The 19,027-nt window shown below is 71.4% G+C and carries 12 protein-coding genes and 2 riboswitches; of the genes, 8 read left to right on the top strand and 4 right to left on the bottom strand.

Annotated features, from left to right (window positions below; genetic code table 11):
- Nucleotides 1-20 precede the first annotated feature (20 nt).
- The gene (locus tag ACFWRO_RS04980; protein WP_384504367.1) at nt 21-1,433 is read right to left on the bottom strand and encodes a hypothetical protein; all 1,413 of its coding nucleotides are present in this window, start codon (nt 1,431-1,433) and stop codon (nt 21-23) included.
- Between the two features lie 137 nt (nt 1,434-1,570).
- Nucleotides 1,571-1,647, bottom strand: a riboswitch (cobalamin riboswitch).
- 119 nt (nt 1,648-1,766) lie between these two features.
- A riboswitch (cobalamin riboswitch) is annotated at nt 1,767-1,905 on the top strand.
- Nucleotides 1,906-2,071: 166 nt separating this feature from the next.
- Between ACFWRO_RS04980 and ACFWRO_RS04975 the strand changes: the two genes are divergently transcribed.
- Genes ACFWRO_RS04975 through ACFWRO_RS04950 form a run of 6 tightly spaced genes read left to right on the top strand, consistent with a single transcriptional unit; the run spans nt 2,072 to nt 10,223 of the window.
- Nucleotides 2,072-5,020: a prenyltransferase/squalene oxidase repeat-containing protein gene (locus ACFWRO_RS04975; protein WP_384504365.1), complete on the top strand. Its 2,949-nt coding sequence runs from the start codon at nt 2,072-2,074 to the stop codon at nt 5,018-5,020.
- On the top strand, nt 5,017-5,997 hold the full coding sequence (locus ACFWRO_RS04970) for a hypothetical protein (RefSeq protein WP_384504364.1): 981 nt from the start codon (nt 5,017-5,019) through the stop codon (nt 5,995-5,997). Before ACFWRO_RS04975 ends, ACFWRO_RS04970 begins: the two co-directional genes overlap by 4 nt.
- Before the next feature lie 3 nt (nt 5,998-6,000).
- A complete protein-coding gene (locus ACFWRO_RS04965; RefSeq protein ID WP_384504363.1) occupies nt 6,001-7,224 on the top strand; it encodes an energy-coupling factor transporter transmembrane component T in 1,224 nt (407 codons plus the stop codon).
- The gene (locus ACFWRO_RS04960; protein ID WP_384504361.1) at nt 7,221-8,897 is read left to right on the top strand and encodes an ABC transporter ATP-binding protein; all 1,677 of its coding nucleotides are present in this window, start codon (nt 7,221-7,223) and stop codon (nt 8,895-8,897) included. The genes ACFWRO_RS04965 and ACFWRO_RS04960 overlap by 4 nt, the downstream gene beginning before the upstream one ends.
- Nucleotides 8,894-9,697, top strand: a complete 804-nt coding sequence (locus tag ACFWRO_RS04955) for an ECF transporter S component (RefSeq protein WP_384504360.1) — start codon at nt 8,894-8,896, stop codon at nt 9,695-9,697. Before ACFWRO_RS04960 ends, ACFWRO_RS04955 begins: the two co-directional genes overlap by 4 nt.
- A gap of 34 nt (nt 9,698-9,731) precedes the next feature.
- Nucleotides 9,732-10,223 carry a DUF4430 domain-containing protein gene (locus tag ACFWRO_RS04950; RefSeq protein ID WP_384504358.1) on the top strand — a complete coding sequence of 164 codons (492 nt, stop codon included), beginning with the start codon at nt 9,732-9,734 and terminating at the stop codon, nt 10,221-10,223.
- 77 nt (nt 10,224-10,300) lie between these two features.
- Here ACFWRO_RS04950 and ACFWRO_RS04945 read toward each other — a convergent pair whose 3' ends face one another.
- Both ACFWRO_RS04945 and ACFWRO_RS04940 read right to left on the bottom strand, forming a co-directional pair.
- The gene (locus ACFWRO_RS04945) at nt 10,301-11,437 is read right to left on the bottom strand and encodes an alpha/beta hydrolase (RefSeq protein WP_384504357.1); all 1,137 of its coding nucleotides are present in this window, start codon (nt 11,435-11,437) and stop codon (nt 10,301-10,303) included.
- Nucleotides 11,438-11,580: 143 nt separating this feature from the next.
- Entirely contained in the window at nt 11,581-12,396 is an 816-nt protein-coding gene (locus tag ACFWRO_RS04940) for a S1 family peptidase (protein WP_384504356.1), read from the bottom strand.
- Nucleotides 12,397-12,647: 251 nt separating this feature from the next.
- Between ACFWRO_RS04940 and ACFWRO_RS04935 the strand changes: the two genes are divergently transcribed.
- A complete protein-coding gene (locus tag ACFWRO_RS04935; protein ID WP_384504355.1) occupies nt 12,648-14,051 on the top strand; it encodes an erythromycin esterase family protein in 1,404 nt (467 codons plus the stop codon).
- Here ACFWRO_RS04935 and ACFWRO_RS04930 read toward each other — a convergent pair.
- Nucleotides 14,018-15,526: a DUF4246 domain-containing protein gene (locus tag ACFWRO_RS04930; protein WP_384504353.1), complete on the bottom strand. Its 1,509-nt coding sequence runs from the start codon at nt 15,524-15,526 to the stop codon at nt 14,018-14,020. The two genes, ACFWRO_RS04935 and ACFWRO_RS04930, sit on opposite strands and share 34 nt — an antisense overlap.
- 857 nt (nt 15,527-16,383) lie before the next feature.
- Between ACFWRO_RS04930 and ACFWRO_RS04925 the strand changes: the two genes are divergently transcribed.
- The gene (locus ACFWRO_RS04925) at nt 16,384-18,960 is read left to right on the top strand and encodes a SpoIIE family protein phosphatase (protein WP_384504352.1); all 2,577 of its coding nucleotides are present in this window, start codon (nt 16,384-16,386) and stop codon (nt 18,958-18,960) included.
- The last annotated feature ends 67 nt before the right edge of the window (nt 18,961-19,027 follow it).

Here is a 19,027-nt window from a genome sequence, read left to right as displayed (position 1 = left end):
CCCAGGCCGTTCATGGAACCTCAGACGCCCCAGCGCAGGGCGATCGTGTCGCCCACGTTGATCACCTTGGCGCGGTCGGCGCCCGCGAAGGCGGAGCCGTCGACGCTCACCTTCCAGGTGCTGCCCCCGCCGTTGGCCTTGCCGTTGACGGCGGTGATGGTGCCGCTGCCCGCCGAGGGCGTCACGCTCGTGACGCAGCCGGCCGGAGCGGCGGCGCCGATCGCCGCATCGAGCACGGCGCCGAGCGTGGTCGTCGCCCCGGTGGGCGTGAGGGAGACCGAGCACACCTTCAGGCTCCCCGCCCCGTCGTCGACCGTGAGGGCCAGCTTGGTGGCCGTACCCGCGGTGAACGAGGACTGCGCGACCCACTGCGGCGCGCCCGGGGTGACGGGGACGGGCGGGGCCGCCGTGAAGCCGCCGCCTGCGACGGCGCGCAGCGCGTCGATGGAGGAGTACGCGGACGGAGTGGTGTCGGCGGGCTTGTACTTGAAGCCGCCGCCCGGGTTGAACTGGTTGGCGATGAGGAAGTCCACCGGCGTCTTGCCCGCGGAGGTGAGGAAGTCGCCCGTCTGCGGGTTGATGCCGCAGGCGTTCAGGCCCGAGACGCCCCAGCCGTTGGAGTTGGTGTTCACCCCGTAGAGGGAGGTGAACGCACCGGAGTTGAGGACGAGCTTGGACTTCAGGAAGTTCTTCGCCTGCACGATGTCCGGGTCGGTGTTCGGGACGCCCGACACGCACAGCGCGGCCATCGCGGCCCCGGTCATGTCGATGTCGCCGGGCTGGTTGAGCGCGGTGGGGTTGCCCTCGGCCTTGCTGAACGTCCAGCCGCCGTCCACGTGTTGGTTGGCCCGGATGCGGGTCACGAGCGAGTCGGTCAGCGCCTGGGGGACGCGGGCGGTGCCCGCCTGCGTCTTGGCGCCGCCGAGTGCGAGAGCCGCGAAGACGGTCCCGTTGAAGTTGCCCGAGGGTCCGAAGTAGCCCGGCTCGGCCGTCTGCCAGTAGCCGTAGACGTTCGCTATGAGGTTGCGGGAGGCGGAGACCCGGGCCGGGTCGATGCCGGCGGCGTACGCGTTGAGGGTGCCGCGCTCGTAGTCGGTGACGACCGGCGTGGCCGAGGGCCAGCCGGACGTGGACAGCAGATTGCGGTAGACGGTTCTCGCGTTCTTCGTCGTGTCACCGCCCGGCGCGACGTCGACGACGGCCGTACCGGCGGCGGCGAACGCGCTGAACGCCCACTCGTTGGACAGTCCGGAGCCGGCGTACGAACCGTCCGCGGCCTGCAGGGACTTGAGATACGCCACACCGTTCGTCTTGGAGGTGGCGATCTGTGCGGGGCTCGAGGTCGCGAAGGCGGGCAGGGTGGTCAGCGCGAAGGCGCCGAGCGCGGCGGGCAGGGCGAGCGCGAGACGGCGCTGCGAGCGGGGACGGGGCATGGACTGCTCCTGGGTCGGGGGACGCCGACCGGTCCCGGAGCCGTACCGCGCCGTGCGTGGGCACGGCCGGGGAACGGGATTCGCCGGGGGCCGCCGTCCGGAACGCGTGGTCGACTTCCTGAACTTGCTCGCCCCATGGGCATTCGGGCTCGGGAACCGGTCTCGGCCGTCCCATACCGCTGCGCGTCAGCCCCGGCTTCTCACCGGGTTCCCCCATGTGGCAGCCCTGGACGCTACCCCAGGGGTCAGCAGTGCGCCAGCGACCCTCGGAGGGGGACGGGCGACGCGGTCCTCCAGGGCTGCCGATGAGAGCCACGCCACCTTGACGGCCCGCCCGAATCCGTGTTCCATTCCGGCTGATAAGCACTCAGCTCCAGGGGAAGCCGGTCGAATTCCGGCGCTGACCCGCAACCGTAGGCCCGGCTCACATCCCGGGCGAGCCGGATTGCCTGGGGTGAAAGTCAGTTGAGCGAGGAACGCCGTCGCGGACTACGGCGTGGTCGACACCGCCCCTTGGTGCCTGCGCACCGGGGCGTACCGCCACGTGCGCAGCCGTCCGGCAGGGACGAGGGGCCACGGTGGTGACCGCACAGCGGGCGAGACGATGGACGGGGTCCGGTCGACGGCCCCTGTCGTTGGTGACGGCGTTCCTCCTGGCTCTCGCCGCCGCCGTGGGCTTCCTCTCGCTGCCGAACTCCGCGAGCGCCGACCCGATCGAGGACTGCACGGCCACCACCGGCGCTGTCGTGGCCGTGGACTTCGGCCCCTTCGGCGGCACCGTGGAACGCGGCTGCGACACCAGCCCCTCCACCGGCTACGAACTCCTCCGGGACGCCGGGTTCACCACGAAGGGCACCGAGCACGACGGCCCGGCGTTCATCTGCCGGATCGGGTACGGACCCTTCAACTCCGGTACGGAGTACCCCACCCCGGACAAGGAGGCGTGCGTCCTCACGCCACAGGCGACCGCGTACTGGTCGTACTGGATCGCCTCCCCGGGCCAGAAGAACTGGTCGTACAGCCCGCTCGGCGCGATGGCCCGCACGCTGAAGCCGGGTGACGTGGACGCCTGGGTCTACGGCGGCACCGACGTCGGCGGCACCACCGGCCGGCCCACCTTCACCCCCGACGACGTCCGGGCCGGCGGGGGCACGACTCCGGAGCCCACCGAGACGACGAACCCGCCCGTTCCGCCGGGTGACGTGGACGTGGCCGCCGCCACCGGGTGGATCAACGGGCGCCTCACGGACGGCGAACGGGTCGTCGACGAGGGCGCCGAGACCGCGAACCACATGCTCACCGCCGAGGCCGCCCTCGCGCTCGCGGCGGCCGACCGGGAGAGCCCGGTCGCGCGCAAGGCCGCGGCGTTCCTGGCCACTCCCGCGCAGACAGACGCGTACGCCTACCCGAACGGCACCGACCAGGCCCCTGACGCCACCGCGGCGGCCCGCCTCGCGCTCGTCGCCGAGGCGACCGGGCTCGACCCGCGCGACTTCGGCGGTCACGACCTGCTCGGCGACCTCATGACGTACGTCTGCCCCAGCGGCCTGGAGGCGCCCGAACCGGTGCCGGGCTGCTTCACCAAGGGCGACTTCCGGACCGCCTTCCAGTCCGAGGGCCAGGCGCTTGCCGTCATCGCCCTGCTCAACGGCGGGGTGACGCCCCCGGCCGACGCGGTCAGCCGGCTCACGGTCCTCCAGTGCGAGGACGGCGGGTTCAGCACGATCTTCATCAGGGCCGGTGACTGGTGCGACAGCGACGCCAGTTCGACCGGACTGATCACGCTGGCCCTGAAGCTGGCGGGCGGTCACGACGCGACGGTCGCCAAGGGCCGGGAGTGGCTGAAGAAGTCCCAGCTCCCGACGGGCGGCTGGCCCGCGGCCTCGTACATGACCGTCGGCAGCGCGCACCCCACCGCCTGGGCGGCCCAGGCCCTGCGCGCCTTCGGCGACACCGCCCAGGCGGACGCGGGCGTCTCGTGGCTCTCCCGGCAGCAACTGCCGGACGGGGCCTTCGCCTTCGAGGAAGGCGCGACCGACCCGCTGCTCTTCGCGACGGCATCGGCGGCGATCGCGGGGGCGAAGACGGACTTGGTGGCGGTGACGACGAAGACGGCGACGCCTACGCCTACTCCGACACCCACGCCTACGCCGACCCCGACGCCCACTCCGACGCCGACACCCACTCCCACGCCCACCCCCGCGCCGGGTGACGGGCCGGACCTGCGGAAGGGCACGGCGTACCTCACCGGCCCCGCCCGCCTCCTCCAGGGCCGCTACTACGAGAACGCCCCCGGCAGCGGCTTCGCCGACTTCGGCCTGACGATCGACGGCGCGTACGCCCTCGCCGCCACGGGCGAGGACAACGCGGCCCTGCGCGCGATCGTCGACTTCCTGGACAAGGGCGGCAAGGACGGCACCGGCCGGACCGTGCACGACTGGACCAAGATCGGTACCAAGTACGCGGGCGGCGGCTCCATCGGCAAGGCGGCGCTCCTGGCCGAGACCGTCGGCCGCGACCCGCGCGCCTTCGGCGGCAAGGACCTGATCGCCGCGCTCGCCACGGCGGTCTGCCCCGCCAAGACCCCGGCACCGGACCGCTCCTGCGCCGCCAAGGGCGCCTACACCAACGCCACGTCCGTCTTCTCCCAGTCCCTGGGCGTCATCGCCCAGATCCGGGCCGGCGAGGCGGCCGCGGCGGCCGAACCCGTCGCGTACCTGAAGAGCCTTCAGGAGCCGTCGGGCGCCTGGCCGAGCCTGATCGGGGAGCCGAGCCAGGCCGAGGTGGACTCCACCGCGATGGCCGTCATGGCCCTCGACCTCCTCCCGGACGCCGCCTCGCAGGCGGCCGTTGACAAGGCGCTGGCCTGGCTGGCCGGCCAGCAGAAGGAGGACGGCGGCTTCCCCGGCGCCTCCGGCAACTCCGTGAACTCTGCGGCGCTCGCGGTCCAGGGCATGTCCCTCGACGCCGACGCGTACAAGGCGCCGATCGCGAAGGCGCGGAAGTTCCTGGCCTCGCAGCAGAACGCCGACGGCGGTTTCAACGTGGCCAAGGGCGGCCAGGCCGGCTCGGACGTCCGCGCCTCGACCCAGGCGGTGGGCGGTACGACCGGCATCTCCTTCGGCCTGCTCAGCCGCAGTCTGGACGGTACGACCCCGCAGCCCGAGCCGACCCCGACGAAGACCACGCCGACGGGGAACCCCACGGACGATCCGACGGACGACCCGACGGGCAACCCCACCGGCAACCCCACCGCCACGCCGACGGACGACCCCACGGCGAGCCCGTCGGTGACCCCGTCCGCGACGTCGACCGGGCCCGTGATCATCACCCCGGGCGAGGCGTCCGGGGGAGGCAGCACCACGAGCGGCGGCGCCGCCGGCACGTCCGGCAGCGGCAGCGGCACTTCCACCGGCACCAGCACTGGCACCGGCACCTCGACGCACGGCGATGGCGGCGGCCTCGCCTCCACGGGCGGTCAGGTGGCGGCGCTCGGCGCGGGCGCGGCCGTGCTGGTGTCCGGCGGCTGGCTCGTCACCGTCACCGCGCGCAAGCGCCGCAGCACCACCACGGGAGCCCAGCGATGAAGACACGCATCCCCCGCGCCCTCACCCGGCTCACGGCAGCCCTCGGCCTGACGGTGGCGGCCCTGGCCACCGCTGTAAGCCCTGCCGGGGCGACCCCTCAGCCGATGGGCCGGTGCACCACCACCTCCGGCGCGGTCCTCGCGGTCGACTTCAGCCGCTGGGGCGGCCCGATCCTTCGCTCGTGCGGCACGACGCCCACGACCGGGTACGAGCTCCTCAACCAGGGCGGCTGGCGCACCACCGGCACCGGTCACGACGGCCCCGCCTTCATCTGCCGGATCGGCTACAGCGGTCACCAGGGCGGCAAGCAATTCCCGACGCCGGAGCAGGACGACTGCGTGCTGACGCCGCCGGCCTCCGCGTACTGGTCGTACTGGCACGCCAACCCGGGCCAGAACACCTGGGAGTACAGCCAGCTCGGCGCCATGCTCTACAAGCCCAAGCCGGGCAGCGTCGACCTGTGGATCTTCGGCGGTACGAACATCGAGGGCACCCAGGGCCGTCCCACGGTCACCCCCGATCAGCTCCGCGCGCACAACACCAAGCCGACCGGCGGCGCGAAGCCCACCCCGCAGGACACCCGGACCGCGCCGCCTGTCCCGCCCGGCACGGACACCGGCCCGGCCCCCGAGGAGCCCCTGCCCACCCCGCCGCCCGCGGACCCGACGCGGACGCCCGACCAGGCACCGACGACGGCGCCCACCCCCGTCACGCCGCCGGCGTCGGCGTCGACGTCGACGGGTCCGACGCCTAGCGGCACGTCGAGCGCCTCGGCCGCGCCTCCGTCACCGGGGTCCACCCCGTCCGGCACCGGTACGCCGACGGCCTCCGGCAAGCGGGTAGTCGACGCCGCTCCGGCGGCGGACGCGCGGCACGACGCGGGTTCGTACCTGCCCGCGATCGCCACCGGCGGTCTCGTGGTGCTGATCGGCGCCGCCGCCTTCGCGGCCCGGCGCGCACGTGGGCGTACGGGGTAACGCGTGGCCCGCACCACCACGGCCCCGGCGACGCCGCCCGTGCCCGGTTCCAGACCGGACACGGGCGGCCGCCGCCTGCCCCGTACCCTGCACCCCGTCGCCTGGTGGATCTGGGCCCTGGCCCTCGCCACGGCCGTCAGCCGCACCAACAACCCGCTGCTGCTCTTCCTCGTGCTCGCCGTCCTCGGCTACGTGATCACGGCGCGGCGCACCGAGGCGCCCTGGGCCCGCGGGTTCAAGTACTACCTGTATCTCGCGCTGACCGTCGTCGCGATCCGGGTCGTCTTCCGGGCGGTCTTCGCCACCGGCATCACACCCCACGACCACTTCCTCTTCTCGCTGCCCCACATCCCCACCCCCGACTGGTACGCGGGCATCCAACTCGGCGGCCCCGTCTCGCTGGAGGCGCTCCTCTCCGCCGCCACCGACGGACTGCGGCTCGCCTGCATGCTGTGCTGCATCGGCGCCGCGAACACCCTCGCCAATCCCAAGCGGGCGCTGCGCGTGCTGCCGGGTGCGCTGTACGAACTCGGGGTCGCCGTCACGGTCTCCATCAGCGTGGCGCCGCAACTGGTGCAGAGCGTCCAACGGGTGCACAAGGCACGGCGGTTGCGGGCCGGCCGGGCCAAGGGGCTGCGGGCGCTGCGCGGCATCGTCGTCCCGGTCCTGGAGGACGCCCTCGAACGCTCGCTGCGTCTCGCGGCGGCCATGGACTCCCGTGGTTACGGGCGCGCCGGCACCGCCACCCGTCGCTCGCGCCGGGCCACGGGCGCGCTGATGCTGGCGGGCATGTGCGGACTGTGCGCGGGGGCGTACGGTCTGCTCGACGCGACCGCTCCGACAGTGCTCGGCCTGCCGGCCATGGGGGCCGGGGCGCTGCTCTGCTTCGCCGGGCTGCGGCTCGGCGGCCGTCGCGTCACCCGGACCACGTACCGGCCCGATCCATGGCGCTTCCCGGAATGGGCGGTGGCGGGCTGCGGTGTGCTGTCGGCGGTGCTTCTCTTCAGCAACGCCGGGTTCAACGCGGCCGAGCTCAACCCCTCGATCTACCCGCTCAGTTGGCCGACGCTGCCGCCGGTCCCGGCCGCCGCGATCCTGCTCGCGGGCGCCGCCGGCTTCCTGTCCCCGCCGCCGACCCCGCCGACGAGGCCGTCCTCGCCGCCCTCCCCCGCAGCTCCCGCACTCCCCGCGTCGCGCCGCACCAAGGAAGAAGCCGGAACCACGTGATCACCTTCGACCAGGTCACCGTCCACTACGAGGACACCGACGGTCCGGTCCTGCGGGACGTGAACCTCCATGTGGAGGAGGGCGAGTTGTGTCTCGTGGTGGGCCACACGGGCGTGGGCAAGTCCACGCTCCTCGGCGCCGTCAACGGCCTCGTGCCGCACTTCACCGGAGGCACGCTGTACGGCCGCGTCACGGTCGACGGCCGGGACACGGCGGACCACCCGCCGCGCGAACTCGCCGACGTCGTGGGCGTGGTGGGCCAGGACCCGATCGACGGGTTCGTCACCGACACGGTCGAGGAGGAACTCGCGTACGCCATGGAGCAGTTGGCGATCCCGCCGGCCACCATGCGCAAGCGCGTCGAGGAGACGCTCGATCTGCTGGGGCTCGCCGATCTGCGCCACCGCGCCCTGTACGAACTCTCCGGCGGCCAGCAGCAGCGCGTCGCGATCGGCTCCGTCCTCACGGCCCACCCGCGCGTCCTGGTCCTGGACGAGCCCACCTCGGCCCTGGACCCGACCGCCGCCGAGGAGGTACTGGCCGCGGTCACCCGCCTGGTCCACGACCTGGGCGTCACCGTCCTCCTCGCCGAACACCGCCTGGAGCGCGTCGTCCAGTACGCCGACCGGGTCATCCACCTCCCCGGCGACGGCCGTGTCGTCTCGGGTCCGCCCGCCGACATCTTCCGTACGTCGTCCATCGCACCGCCCATCGTGGAACTCGGCCGCGCCGCCGGCTGGTCGCCGCTGCCCCTGTCCATCCGAGACGCCCGCCGCGCGGCGGCCCCACTACGCACCCGACTGGCCGACACGACACCGGCACCGGTACGCCCCGCCCCTGCCTCCGAACAGACAGCCGATCAAGGCGAGTTGCTGACAGCGAAGGGGATCACGGTGACGTACCACGGTGTCCCCGCCGTCCGCGAGGTGGACCTGAGCCTGCGGGGCGGCGAGATCACCGCGCTCATGGGCCGCAACGGCTCCGGCAAGTCGTCCCTGCTCTGGGCGCTGCAGGGCTCGGGCCCTCGCGCGGCCGGCTCGGTACAGGTCGCGGCGAACGGGCACGAGCACGGGCGCCGACACGGGGAAACCGCGGACCCCCGGAAGCTGTCCGCCGCCGAGGCGAGGCAGCTGGTCGGCCTGGTCCCGCAGACCCCGACCGACCTGCTCTACCTGGAGACGGTCAAGCAGGAACTGGACCAGGCGGACACCGAGTCGGGCCACCCGGCGACGGCCCGGGACATCCTGGACCGGCTGGCCCCCGGCATCCCCGACACGACCCACCCGCGCGACCTCTCCGAGGGCCAGAAACTCGCGCTGGTCCTGGCGATCCAACTGTCCGCCGCGCCCCGGGTCCTGCTGCTCGACGAACCCACCCGGGGTCTCGACTACCGGGCCAAGAACCAGCTGATCCGGATCGTCGACGAGCTGGCGGCCGAGGGCCGCGCCGTCGTGATCTCCACCCACGACGTCGAGTTCGTGGCCCGCGCGGCCGACCGGGTGGTCGTGATGGCGGAGGGCGACGTCGTCGCCGACGGCCCGACGGCCGAAGTGATCGTCGCGTCACCGGTGTTCGCCCCGCAGACGGCGAAGATCCTGGCGCCGCTCCCGTACCTCACGGTCGACCAGCTGACGACGGCACTGGCCGCAGCGGAATCGGACGCGGGCGAATGAGCACACACGCCGCCGCCATCCGCATCGGCCCCCGCGCGGGTCTCGTCATCGCCATGGCGGCCTTCCTCGGGGTCGTGGCGTTCTTCTGGCCGTTCCTCGTGGCCCCCGGCAAGCTGGGCGCGAACTACGCCCCGCCACTGATCTTCGGGGTGCTCCTGGTGATCGTCCTGAGCGTGGTGATCTCCGAGATCGCCGAGGGCGGCATCAACTCCAAGGCGCTGGCGATGCTGGGCGTGCTCTCGGCCGTGAACGCCGCCATCCGCCCGCTGGGCGCGGGGACGGCAGGCATCGAGACGGTCTTCTTCATCCTGGTCCTGGCGGGCCGGGTGTTCGGCCCCGGCTTCGGCTTCACCCTCGGGTGCACCTCGCTGTTCGCGTCGGCGCTGATCACGGGCGGTGTGGGCCCCTGGATGCCGTACCAGATGTTCGGCTGCGCCTTCGTCGGCATGCTGGCGGGCTACCTCCCGAAGGCCACCGGCCGCAAGGAGATCCTCCTGCTCGCGGTCTACGGCTCGCTCTCCGGCTATCTGTTCGGCTTCCTCCTCAACCTCTCGTTCTGGCCGTTCGCGCTGGACCCGAACAGCTCGATCGCGTACCTGCCGGGGCTGCCGTTCACCGAGCAGTTCCAGCGCTACATCGCCTTCGACCTGGCGACCTCGCTCGGCTGGGACACCGGCCGCGCGGTCACCAACTTCGTCTGCGTCACGCTCGCGGGCCCGGCCGTCCTCACGGTCTTCCGGCGCGCCGCCCGCAAGGCCCGATTCCAGGCCCCGGTCCGCTTCAAGAGCCACGATCACTGACCCACGCTCACTGACCCGAAAGGACACCACACCCATGCACCGTTCGACTCTCCTCCGCCGCGCCGCCGTCACCACCACCGCCCTCGGCCTGGCCCTCACGACCGCCCCGACCGCGGCGCAGGCCCACTCCGCGCCGTACACGAACGCGCCGGTGCGCGTCACCGTCACCGTCCAGGGCCCCGACGGCCTGCTCTTCAAGGGCAAGGTCACCACGAGAGGCCACGACGTGACGACGGCCACCGGCGGCACCCACAAGTGCGACGGCACCAACGGCAACGCCCACCCGACGAAGGTCCCGACCCCGACGGCGGCCCTCGACGACGCCGCCAAGCGGAACTACTTCGCCTGGGACGGCACCTGGTACGCCTCCTTCGACGACTTCTCGGTCGACACCATCAAGAACGTCAACGGCGGCGGCTCGGCCTACTGGAACATAGCGGTGAACGGCACCCCGACCCCGGTCGGCGGCTGCCAGTTCAAGCTCTCCCACGGCGACCAGGTCTCCTTCACCTGGACGACGTTCTAGCGGCTACCGAAGACGTGTGCCTCCGCCTCCCCCGGATGCGTCCGGGGGAGGCGGAGGCGCGGAGTCAACGACTGCCGCTACCCCTTACCGTCGGTGAGGTACCGCCGGAAGAAGGCGTCGATGTATGCCGCGCCGGCGTGGCGCTGGGCGGCTTCGGTCAGCTGGGGCTCGTAGGGGGAGCCACCGGGGTCGGTGCACTGACCGGGGCGGGCGGCGTCGTGGACGGCGTCGTCCCAGGCCGCGACCTCTCCGCTCTCCGGCGACCACTGGGTGTGGAAGTAGTTGTGGTTGGCACCGCGCATCTCCCACTGCTGGAACCCGGCGGAGCTCTTCGCCGTCGCTTCGGCGGCGAAGGAGAGCGCCTCACGGCCCACGTGCCCGTCGCAGGTCCCGCGGATCACGGCCAGGGGCGTCTTCGTGATCTCGTACGCGGTCATGTCCTCGGTCATGACGTTGTACGCGGGCGCCAGTGCCAGGACCGACCTGACCTTGACGCCGGCGGGCCACTGGTCCTTGTGCCGGTCCGCCGCGTGCCAGGTCGCGCCCGCGCCGCCGCGCGAATGCCCCATGGTGCCGACCCTGTTCAGGTCGACGTGGCGCCGGAAGTCGACGCGTTGCGGCTTGCCCGTGACCGCGTCGCGGAAGGCATCGGCGAGACCGCCGCGACCGGAGGCGTTGAGCTGCTGCCACAGGGCGAGGTGCTTGTTGATCAGGTCGGCCCGCGCGGAGGCGTTCTCGTCGCCCGAGACCGACGAGGCGTTGATGCCGTTGGCGCGAATGGACACCACGATGAAGCCGTTGCGGGCCAGCTTCTCGCCGAGGTAGTCGTAGCCCCGGTCGTTGGCGATGGGCCGGATGCCGGGGGCACAGGGCCAGCTGAACAGCTTCTTGTCGGCGGCCGCGTACGCGTCCCAGTCGCCGGCCTTCTCGGCGGCGGTGCGGTCCGCCTCCGCCGAGCGGTCCGCACAGGTCTCGTGCAAGCCGTGCAGCTGGACGACGAGGGGGCGCGGCGTGGTGCCGAGGTCCTTCGGGTAGTGCACGGTCGCGGCGATCTCGACCGGTTCCCCGGTTCCCGGCAGCCGATAGGCCTGGTCACCCAGGTTGTACGTGACGCTGCCTACGCCCTTTGTCCCCTGGGCCGGAACGCCTGGGGTCGCGGCGGACGCGGCGGTCCCCGCCAGGGCCTGCGGGAGGACGAGGGCCACCGTGGACACTGCGAGTGTGCAGGATCGGAGCATGGTGTTGCCGTGGTGCTTCAAAGACGGTCTCCATGAGGGGTCAACGGTGCTGCCTGCGAATGTCGTTACGACAGAGCGCTCGACGAGGCCGGAGGTTGCCCGGCCGGCGGATTCCGAGCTCAGGCGTCGCGCCTGAGGGTCTTCCGGATCCAGTCCGCGTAGGCGGGCACGTCGGTATAGAGGCCCGGTCCGGCCGAGCACGCGACCCCTGGGGCTCCCGGACCCGAGGTGGCCCCGATGAGCTCCCAACGCCCGTGCCTGCCCTTCTGCAGCTGCGGGCCGCCGGAGTCCCCGCGGCACGCCATGGCCTCGGGCACACGGCTGATCGTGCACAGCCGGGTCCGGCCGGCGTAGCCCGGGGCACACTCGCTGTCGGCGCCCCGCCGCGTCTCGAGCTCCTGCAACCGCTCCGCGAACTTCAGTTCGGCGTCGACGGTGGTGCCGAATCCCAGGATCCGGGTGGGGGTGCCGGGCCGCCCGACCCGCTCGGCGATCCGGATGGGCTCCTCGGTGACCGGGCGGTCGAGGCGGACCAGCGCGATGTCGTCCTTGTTGGCGGCCTTTCCGTCGCCGTTCGCGTAGCCGGGGTGAACGACGATCCGATCGATGGCCCGGACTGTTCCCCCGGACTTCCGCCGCTCGCTGCCGATCCGGACGATCCCGTCCAGCTCGAGGCCGTCGCCCCGCACGCAGTGGGCTGCCGTCAGCACCCACCGCGGATCGATCAACGACGCCCCGCAGGAGCCGTCGTACAGCCCGTGCTTCGGCGCCGACTCCGGGATCGATGCCATGAACGGGTAACGCTCCGTGGAATCGGTCCCGTTGACAATCGCTCCGGCGCTGCCGGCCATCAGGGTGGCGCAGGTCGCGACGGCGAGAGCACCGACGGCAGTGGTACGCGCCGCACGGCGGCCGACCGACTTCATGCTGAACACAGGGGGAGTCCTTCCCTCGTGGATCCGGATGGATCCGGATGGGTTCCGGATGGGTCCGTTCCACCCTGCTCGCCTCAAGATCCACCGGACCATCCGGCCAGCGGCCCGAACGAGGTAGGGGTAACCCCCTCCCCCGTACCGGGGGTGTCCCCTGGTGGAAGTCGGTGGGACACCCCAGCGCGGTCCGCGCCCCAGCACACGAAGATCACTTCATCGGCTCAGGAAGCCGCCGCATTCGAGGAGTGATCAGCATGGACGGACACAAGAAGACGATCGGCCGGCGACGATTGCTCTCTCTCGCAGGCGCGCTCGCCGCCACGCCACTGGCCGCCCCGGCGGCTTCAGCGGCACCGGCCGCGGGAGGGACCTCTCCCGCATCCGCCGCGACGAACCGGGAAGCAGCCGTCGTACGGTCCCTGGAACGGGCCGCGCACCCGTTGCGCTCCCCGGAACCCGGCGGCCGGAGCGGGGACCTGCGCGCGCTGAGCACCATGGTCGGGGAAGCGAAGGTGGTGGGTCTCGGCGAGGCCACGCACGGTTCGCACGAGTTCTTCGCCATGAAGGAACGCGTCTTCCGACACCTGGTCGAGAAACGCGGATTCACCACCTTCGCCCTGGAGATGAGCTGGTCGGCGGGGCTCAGGATCGACGAATACCTCCAGGGAGGTCCCGGCGACCCGCGCGGGATCGCGCGGGAGACCCTGGCCGGATCCCCCTGGGAGCGCTCGGAGTTCGTCAGCCTGATCGGCTGGATGCGCGCATACAACGACCGCCACCCCGACCATCGGGTCCATTTCATGGGGGACGACCTCGGGGCGCCGAAGCTGGGCGACCACGTCTTCGAGCGCGTCCTGTCGTCCGTCCGCACCACCCGGCCGGAGGCGCTGCCCCGACTTACCGAGCTGTACGCCGGGCTGCGCCCCTTCGACGACATCTTCGGCTACCTCCGCAAGCCGGTCGCCGAACGCGAGGAGAACGCCGCACGCGCGCAGGAGGCACTCGACCTGATCGCCGAGGACCAGGAGGGCGGCGGCGACGCCCACGCGTGGACGGTGCAGCACGCCCGGAACATCGCGCAGACCTTCGCCTTCGCCACCGTCGACCTCGCCGACCCGGCCTCGGTCACCGCCGCCGAGCGCCTGCGCGACCAGGCCATGGCCGACAACGTGCTCTGGTGGCACCGCCAGACCGGCCACAAGATGCTGCTGTCGGCCCACAACGGCCACGTCGGGTACCTGTCCACCCACCCGGACATGTACCCGCGGACGCAGGGCGCCGTGCTGCGCGACAGCCTGGGCCGCGACTACGCCGCGATCGGCTTCAGCTTCGCCGGGGGCTCCTTCCTCACCAAGGACACGTCCCTCGACGGGGACTGGAGGCCGGTCACCGTCCCGGCAGCACGCCCTGGCATGAACGAGCACATCCTGGACAGGGTCGCGTACCGGGACTTCTACCTCGACCTGCGGACCGCACCAGGCGCGGCCCGCGCCTGGCTCGACCGCGCCCGGCCGGTCCACGACGCCGGCTCGACCTTCACCCCTGATCCCCTGCCGACCCTCGCCCTCGGCCGGGCCTACGACATCCTCATCCACTTCCACCGGGTCCGGGCGGCCGAAGAGGTTCAGTGCTCACAGAGGGAGAATTCCCGTTCGTAGAGCTGCTCGTTGTGTTCGTCGACGAAGAACTTGCGTTCCCGCATGAGCTGTTCGCGGTGGTCCTTGGCCTGTTCGAGCGTCATGGTCGAGGTGTCGGACCACGGTTGCTGCGGTGGCACATCGGATGTCGAGACGATCTTCTCCGACGGGTCGACCAGGAAGAACGCGAGGATCTTGCGGTGTCCCGGGCGCGTGGGGTCCGTGAGGCGGAACGAGTCGACGCGGTGTTGCAGGATGTTCGGGAACGCCAGGCAGCGGCCCGCCGGTGTCGGCGCCGATCCCAACAGCTGGTTCAGCGCGTCTTCGTCCTCCAGACCGTAGACCTCGCGCAGGCCGTCGTCGTCGTTCTGTTCGTAGCGCGGGTCGTCGAGTGCCGCCCGGAAACCCAGCCGGCTCTCGGTGATGTTCTCGCTGTCCCAGTAGTAGATGCCGGTCGAGACGATCCGCTCGTTCAGCATCCCCTCGACATGCCAGGAGCCGCCCTCGTACTCGGGCTTCTCCGGGGTGAGATGCACGGTGGCGAGCTTGACGATGACCTGAAGACGGCGGCCGCGCAGGTCGACCCGGGCGGATTCGTCGGGCGCCTCGGGCAGGGTGAAGGCCGGGGCGTCCGGGATGACCGGGCGGCGGGTGTCCCACCACTCCTCCTGGGCGTCCGTCCAGGCGTCGATGGCGTCCGCGTGGGCCCCGGCATCGCTGTAGTCGGACTTCTTCGGATACTCCGGTTCCGAGTCGTACCACCCGTAGGGATCGGCCTCGATCCGCAGGGGCCGCGGATGGCGCAGATCGGTGAGCACGTTCTCCAGCAGCGGGCGCATACGCGCGAACAAGTCCGGCAGGACGGAGGCCAGTTCGCGATGAGTCTCGGGGTGGACGTTGTTGACGTACGAACGGAAGGCGACCTCGCCGTCGCCGCTGACGTCGACGTCCGTGGGCAGCCACTGGAACTGCTCCGAGAACTCGTACTTCGAGTAGCGGTCCGTCGGGTTCTCCCAAGCCCGCTCAGGCGCGCCGCTCACGCCTTTCACCAGGCAGAACAATGAGGGGTGAACCAGATCCAGGACCTGCCCGTCGGATCCGGGATGCCAGTCCCGTTCCGCGTCGGGAACCTCTTCCAGAACCCGGACCGCCTCGCGCAGCCGGGATCGAAGCTTGTCGTCGACCAGGGCGTCCGACTGCCACACCCCGTCGACGGCGGACACCTCGATGCCGGTTCGTCCGTCCCGCAGCGCGGCGTAGTGCGCGAGTTCGGCAAGCACGTAGCGGACCTGCGCTTCGGTGAGGCCCTGGTCGACCGCTTCTCGCGTCCACCTGGAGACGATGTCGGCGTCGTTCATCTTGTCGAACCACTCCGGCTTCGCCCGGATGTGCGCGCTGCACCGCATGATCTCGAGCTCCCGAAGCGTTCGGGGCTTCGCGAACGCCAGGGAACGGGAGGCGTTGAAGGGCAGCGGAAAAGCAGACAGGCCGGTCACTCTCGTGATCCCTACAGTCGGTGTCAGGTGGCGGGAACGATAGCTGAGGGCACTGACACCGCAGCGTCCCCCCGGACACACGAAAGGCCCCCCTCTCACGGATGAGAGAACGACCTCCGACCTGCGTTTCCGCACAGTCGGGACGACAGGATTTGAACCTGCGACCCCTTGACCCCCAGGAATAGGGGCCATGGGGATTGTCGTGACATAACGAACGAATTCTGGGCGCGAGTTGCGCTTGAACACCCAGGCCGTTCACCGCCGCGCACACTGTGTGGTCCCCAACTGGTCCCCACCTGCCGCCAGGCTGGAACACGGGTGAGGAGCGCGAAGGCGGCCGAGGACCCCGTGCACGGTCTGTCCCGCCAGTCACACCGGCTCGCCGGTGTCCCTCGCGTGAGCCCTCTCGCGCACCGTACTCACGGCCGGCGCCGAGGGACGAGCCACACGGGCGACTTATCGTTCTCCCCGGCCGCGGCGACCACTCGGGCCGTGTCCACCTCTCACCCGCCGGCCGCGGAAGAGGATGTACCGCCCTGCTCCGCGCCTCGAGGCCCGACGTCGCCGCCCTCCTGCGCCGGACCGAACGCATTGTCCCGCGGCCGGGAGGGCGAGCGCCTCGCCCTGGACGCCCTCGTCTCCCAGATCATGGATCTACGTCCATCCCCCTGACCCGCAGCGGTGGGAACCTTGTGTAGTGGTTCAGACGCGTACCGTGAAAGCCAGGAGCCCCGGCCGCGGGGAGGTGCTACAACTGGGGTTGTGAGCCCGTCTCGTCTATCGTGCCCGGCGTACCGGTGCGGTCGAACCTAGGCAGAAGATTCGGAAGCGTCGCCGGACAGGTCTTCGTCCTTCAGGTGGCGATCGTGGTGCTGCTCGCCGCCGGGGCCCTCCTGGCTCTGCTGCTGCAGTCGCGGTACGACATCGACCGTGAAGCGCGCAACCGGTCGGTTTCCGTGGCTCAGACCTTTGCGAACTCCCTGGGCCTGCAGGACGCGCTGAGTTCGCCGGACCCGTCCGCGATCCTGCAGCCCCTCGCCGAGGAGACACGCAAGGACGCAGGCGTGGACTTCATCGTGGTGATGGACACGAACGGCATCCGCTACAGCCACCCCCAGCCCGACCGCATCGGCGAGCGGTTCGTCGGCACGATCGAGCCCTCACTCGCCGGCGAGGTGTACACCGAGAGTGTGGAGGGGCCGCTCGGTAAGGAGATCCAGGCGATCGTCCCGGTCACCTCGCCCGACGGTGAGGTTGTCGCCCTGGTATCGGCAGGTCTGACGGTGGCGAGCGTGACCGGCATCGCCGACCGTCAGCTTCCGGTCATCCTCCTGGCCATCGCCATCGGTCTGGCTCTGGCCACCGTCGGCACGGCGCTGATCAGCCGAAGACTGCGCCGCCAGACCCACGGGCTCGGCACGCAGGAGATGACCCGCATGTACGAGCACCACGACGCGGTGCTCCACTCCGTCCGCGAAGGGGTGCTGATCACGGACGGCGACGGACTGCTACTCCTGGCGAACGACGAGGCCGGACGACTGCTCGGCCTGCCGGACGACGCCGAAGGACGCCCCGTCGACGAGGTCGGCATGGATCGCCGAATGGCGGAGCTGCTGCTGTCCGGCCGGGTGGCCACCGACGAGGTGCTGGAGGCCGGGGACCGGCTGCTCGTGGTCAATCAGCGGCCCACGCGCCCGCATGGCTCGGCGGTCACCATCCGCGACTCCACCGAGATGCAGCTCCTGAGCAGCCGGGCGGAGACGGCCCGCAAGCGGCTCAAGCTGCTGTACGACGCCGGGGGTGACATCGGCACCACCCTCGACGTGGTCCGCACCGCGAAGGAACTGGCCGACGTCGCCGTTCCCCAGTTCGCGGACTTCGTCACGGTCGACCTGGCCGACCCGGTACTGAAGGGCGACGAGCCCGGCCCGGGCGCCGACATGCGGCGCACGGCGGTCAGCGGCATCCGATCCGATCACCCGCTGTACCCGCTCGGCGCACTGATCGACTTCCTGCCGTCCACACCGCAGGCCCGTGGCTACGGTACGGGCACGACCGAACTCGTACCCGATCTCCATGACGCGCCGGGCTGGCACGCCCAGGACCCGCTGCGGACGTCCCGGATCGTCGACTACGGCATCCACTCGCTCATCGCGGCTCCGCTGAAAGCCAGAGGTGTCGTGCTCGGGATCGTCAACTTCTGGCGGTCGCAGAAGCCGGAACCGTTCGACGACGACGACCTGTCCCTGGCCGAGGAGCTTGTCGGCCGCGCCGCGGTCACCATGGACAACGCCCGCCGCTACACCCGCGAACACAATCTCGCCGTGACGCTCCAGCGCAGCCTGCTGCCGCAGGATCTGCCCGAGCAGAGCGCGGTGGACGTCGCGCACTTCTACCAGCCCGCCCAGTCCGGAGTGGGCGGGGACTGGTTCGACGTGATCCCGCTGTCGGGCAGCCGCGTCGGGCTCGTCGTCGGAGACGTCGTCGGGCACGGCCTGCACGCCGCGGCCACCATGGGGCGGCTGCGCACGGCCGTGCACAACTTCTCCTCCTTGGATCTGCCGCCCGACGAACTCCTCGCCCGTCTCGACAACCTCGTCCAGCGCATGGACCAGGAAGGCGACAGCGCGCCCTCGGACGGCGGTGTCCTGGGCGCGACCTGCCTGTACGCCGTCTACGACCCGGTCTCGCAGAACTGCACCATGGCGCGGGCAGGGCACATGCCACCGCTCGTGGTCGCCCCGGACGGCACGACGACGATCTCGGAACTGCCGGCCGGTCCCCCGCTGGGGCTGGGAGGCATGCCCTTCGAGAGCATGGAACTGCACATGGCGGAAGGCAGTCAGCTCGTCCTGTACACCGACGGGCTGGTCGAGGAGCGGAGCCGGGACATTTCAGAGGGCTTGGAAAGGCTGCGCACGGCGCTGAGCCACCCCGACCGAGACCCGCAAGCCAGCCGCCGCGCCGTACTCGACGCCCTGCTCCCCGTCCGGCCGGCCGACGACATCGCGCTGCTCATCGCCCGGACACGGACTCTGGGCCCCAGCCGGGTCGCAGAGTGGGACGTACCGTTCGACCCGAGCGAGGTCGGCGCCGTGCGCGGCCTCGCGGCCGAGCAACTCGAGGAGTGGGGCCTGGAGGAACTCGCCTTCACCACAGAACTGATCCTCAGCGAGCTCATCACCAACGCCATAAGGTACGCCGCCGCGCCAGTTCGCGTTCGTCTGTTGCGCGATCGCACTCTGACCTGCGAGGTGTGGGACGGCAGCAGTACCGCCCCGCATCTGCGGTACGCCGCCACCACGGACGAGGGAGGCCGCGGACTGTTCCTGGTGGCCCAGCTCAGCGAGCACTGGGGCACCCGGTACACACCGGAAGGCAAGGTCATCTGGGCCGAACAGGTCCTGCCCGCCGCTGGCAGTGCCCTCTCCTAGACCGCAGTTGTCCTGCTGACCGCCGTCGCCCTCAGGACGCGCCCGTCGGACAGACGATCGGGTCGGC

It is taken from the genome of Streptomyces sp. NPDC058579, assembly GCF_042718575.1.
Taxonomy (GTDB): Bacteria; Actinomycetota; Actinomycetes; order Streptomycetales; family Streptomycetaceae; genus Streptomyces.
The sequence above is the reverse complement of the archived record's forward strand: the minus strand, read 5'-3'. Positions and strand labels throughout refer to the sequence as shown.

Bases quoted from the DNA above. Each gene is read 5' to 3' on its own strand.
- ACFWRO_RS04980 (WP_384504367.1), bottom strand. From the start codon at position 1,433: ATGCCCCGTCCCCGCTCGCAGCGCCGTCTCGCGCTCGCCCTGCCCGCC.
- ACFWRO_RS04970 (WP_384504364.1), top strand. From the start codon at position 5,017: ATGAAGACACGCATCCCCCGCGCCCTCACCCGGCTCACGGCAGCCCTC.
- ACFWRO_RS04955 (WP_384504360.1), top strand. From the start codon at position 8,894: ATGAGCACACACGCCGCCGCCATCCGCATCGGCCCCCGCGCGGGTCTC.
- ACFWRO_RS04950 (WP_384504358.1), top strand. From the start codon at position 9,732: ATGCACCGTTCGACTCTCCTCCGCCGCGCCGCCGTCACCACCACCGCC.
- ACFWRO_RS04935 (WP_384504355.1), top strand. From the start codon at position 12,648: ATGGACGGACACAAGAAGACGATCGGCCGGCGACGATTGCTCTCTCTC.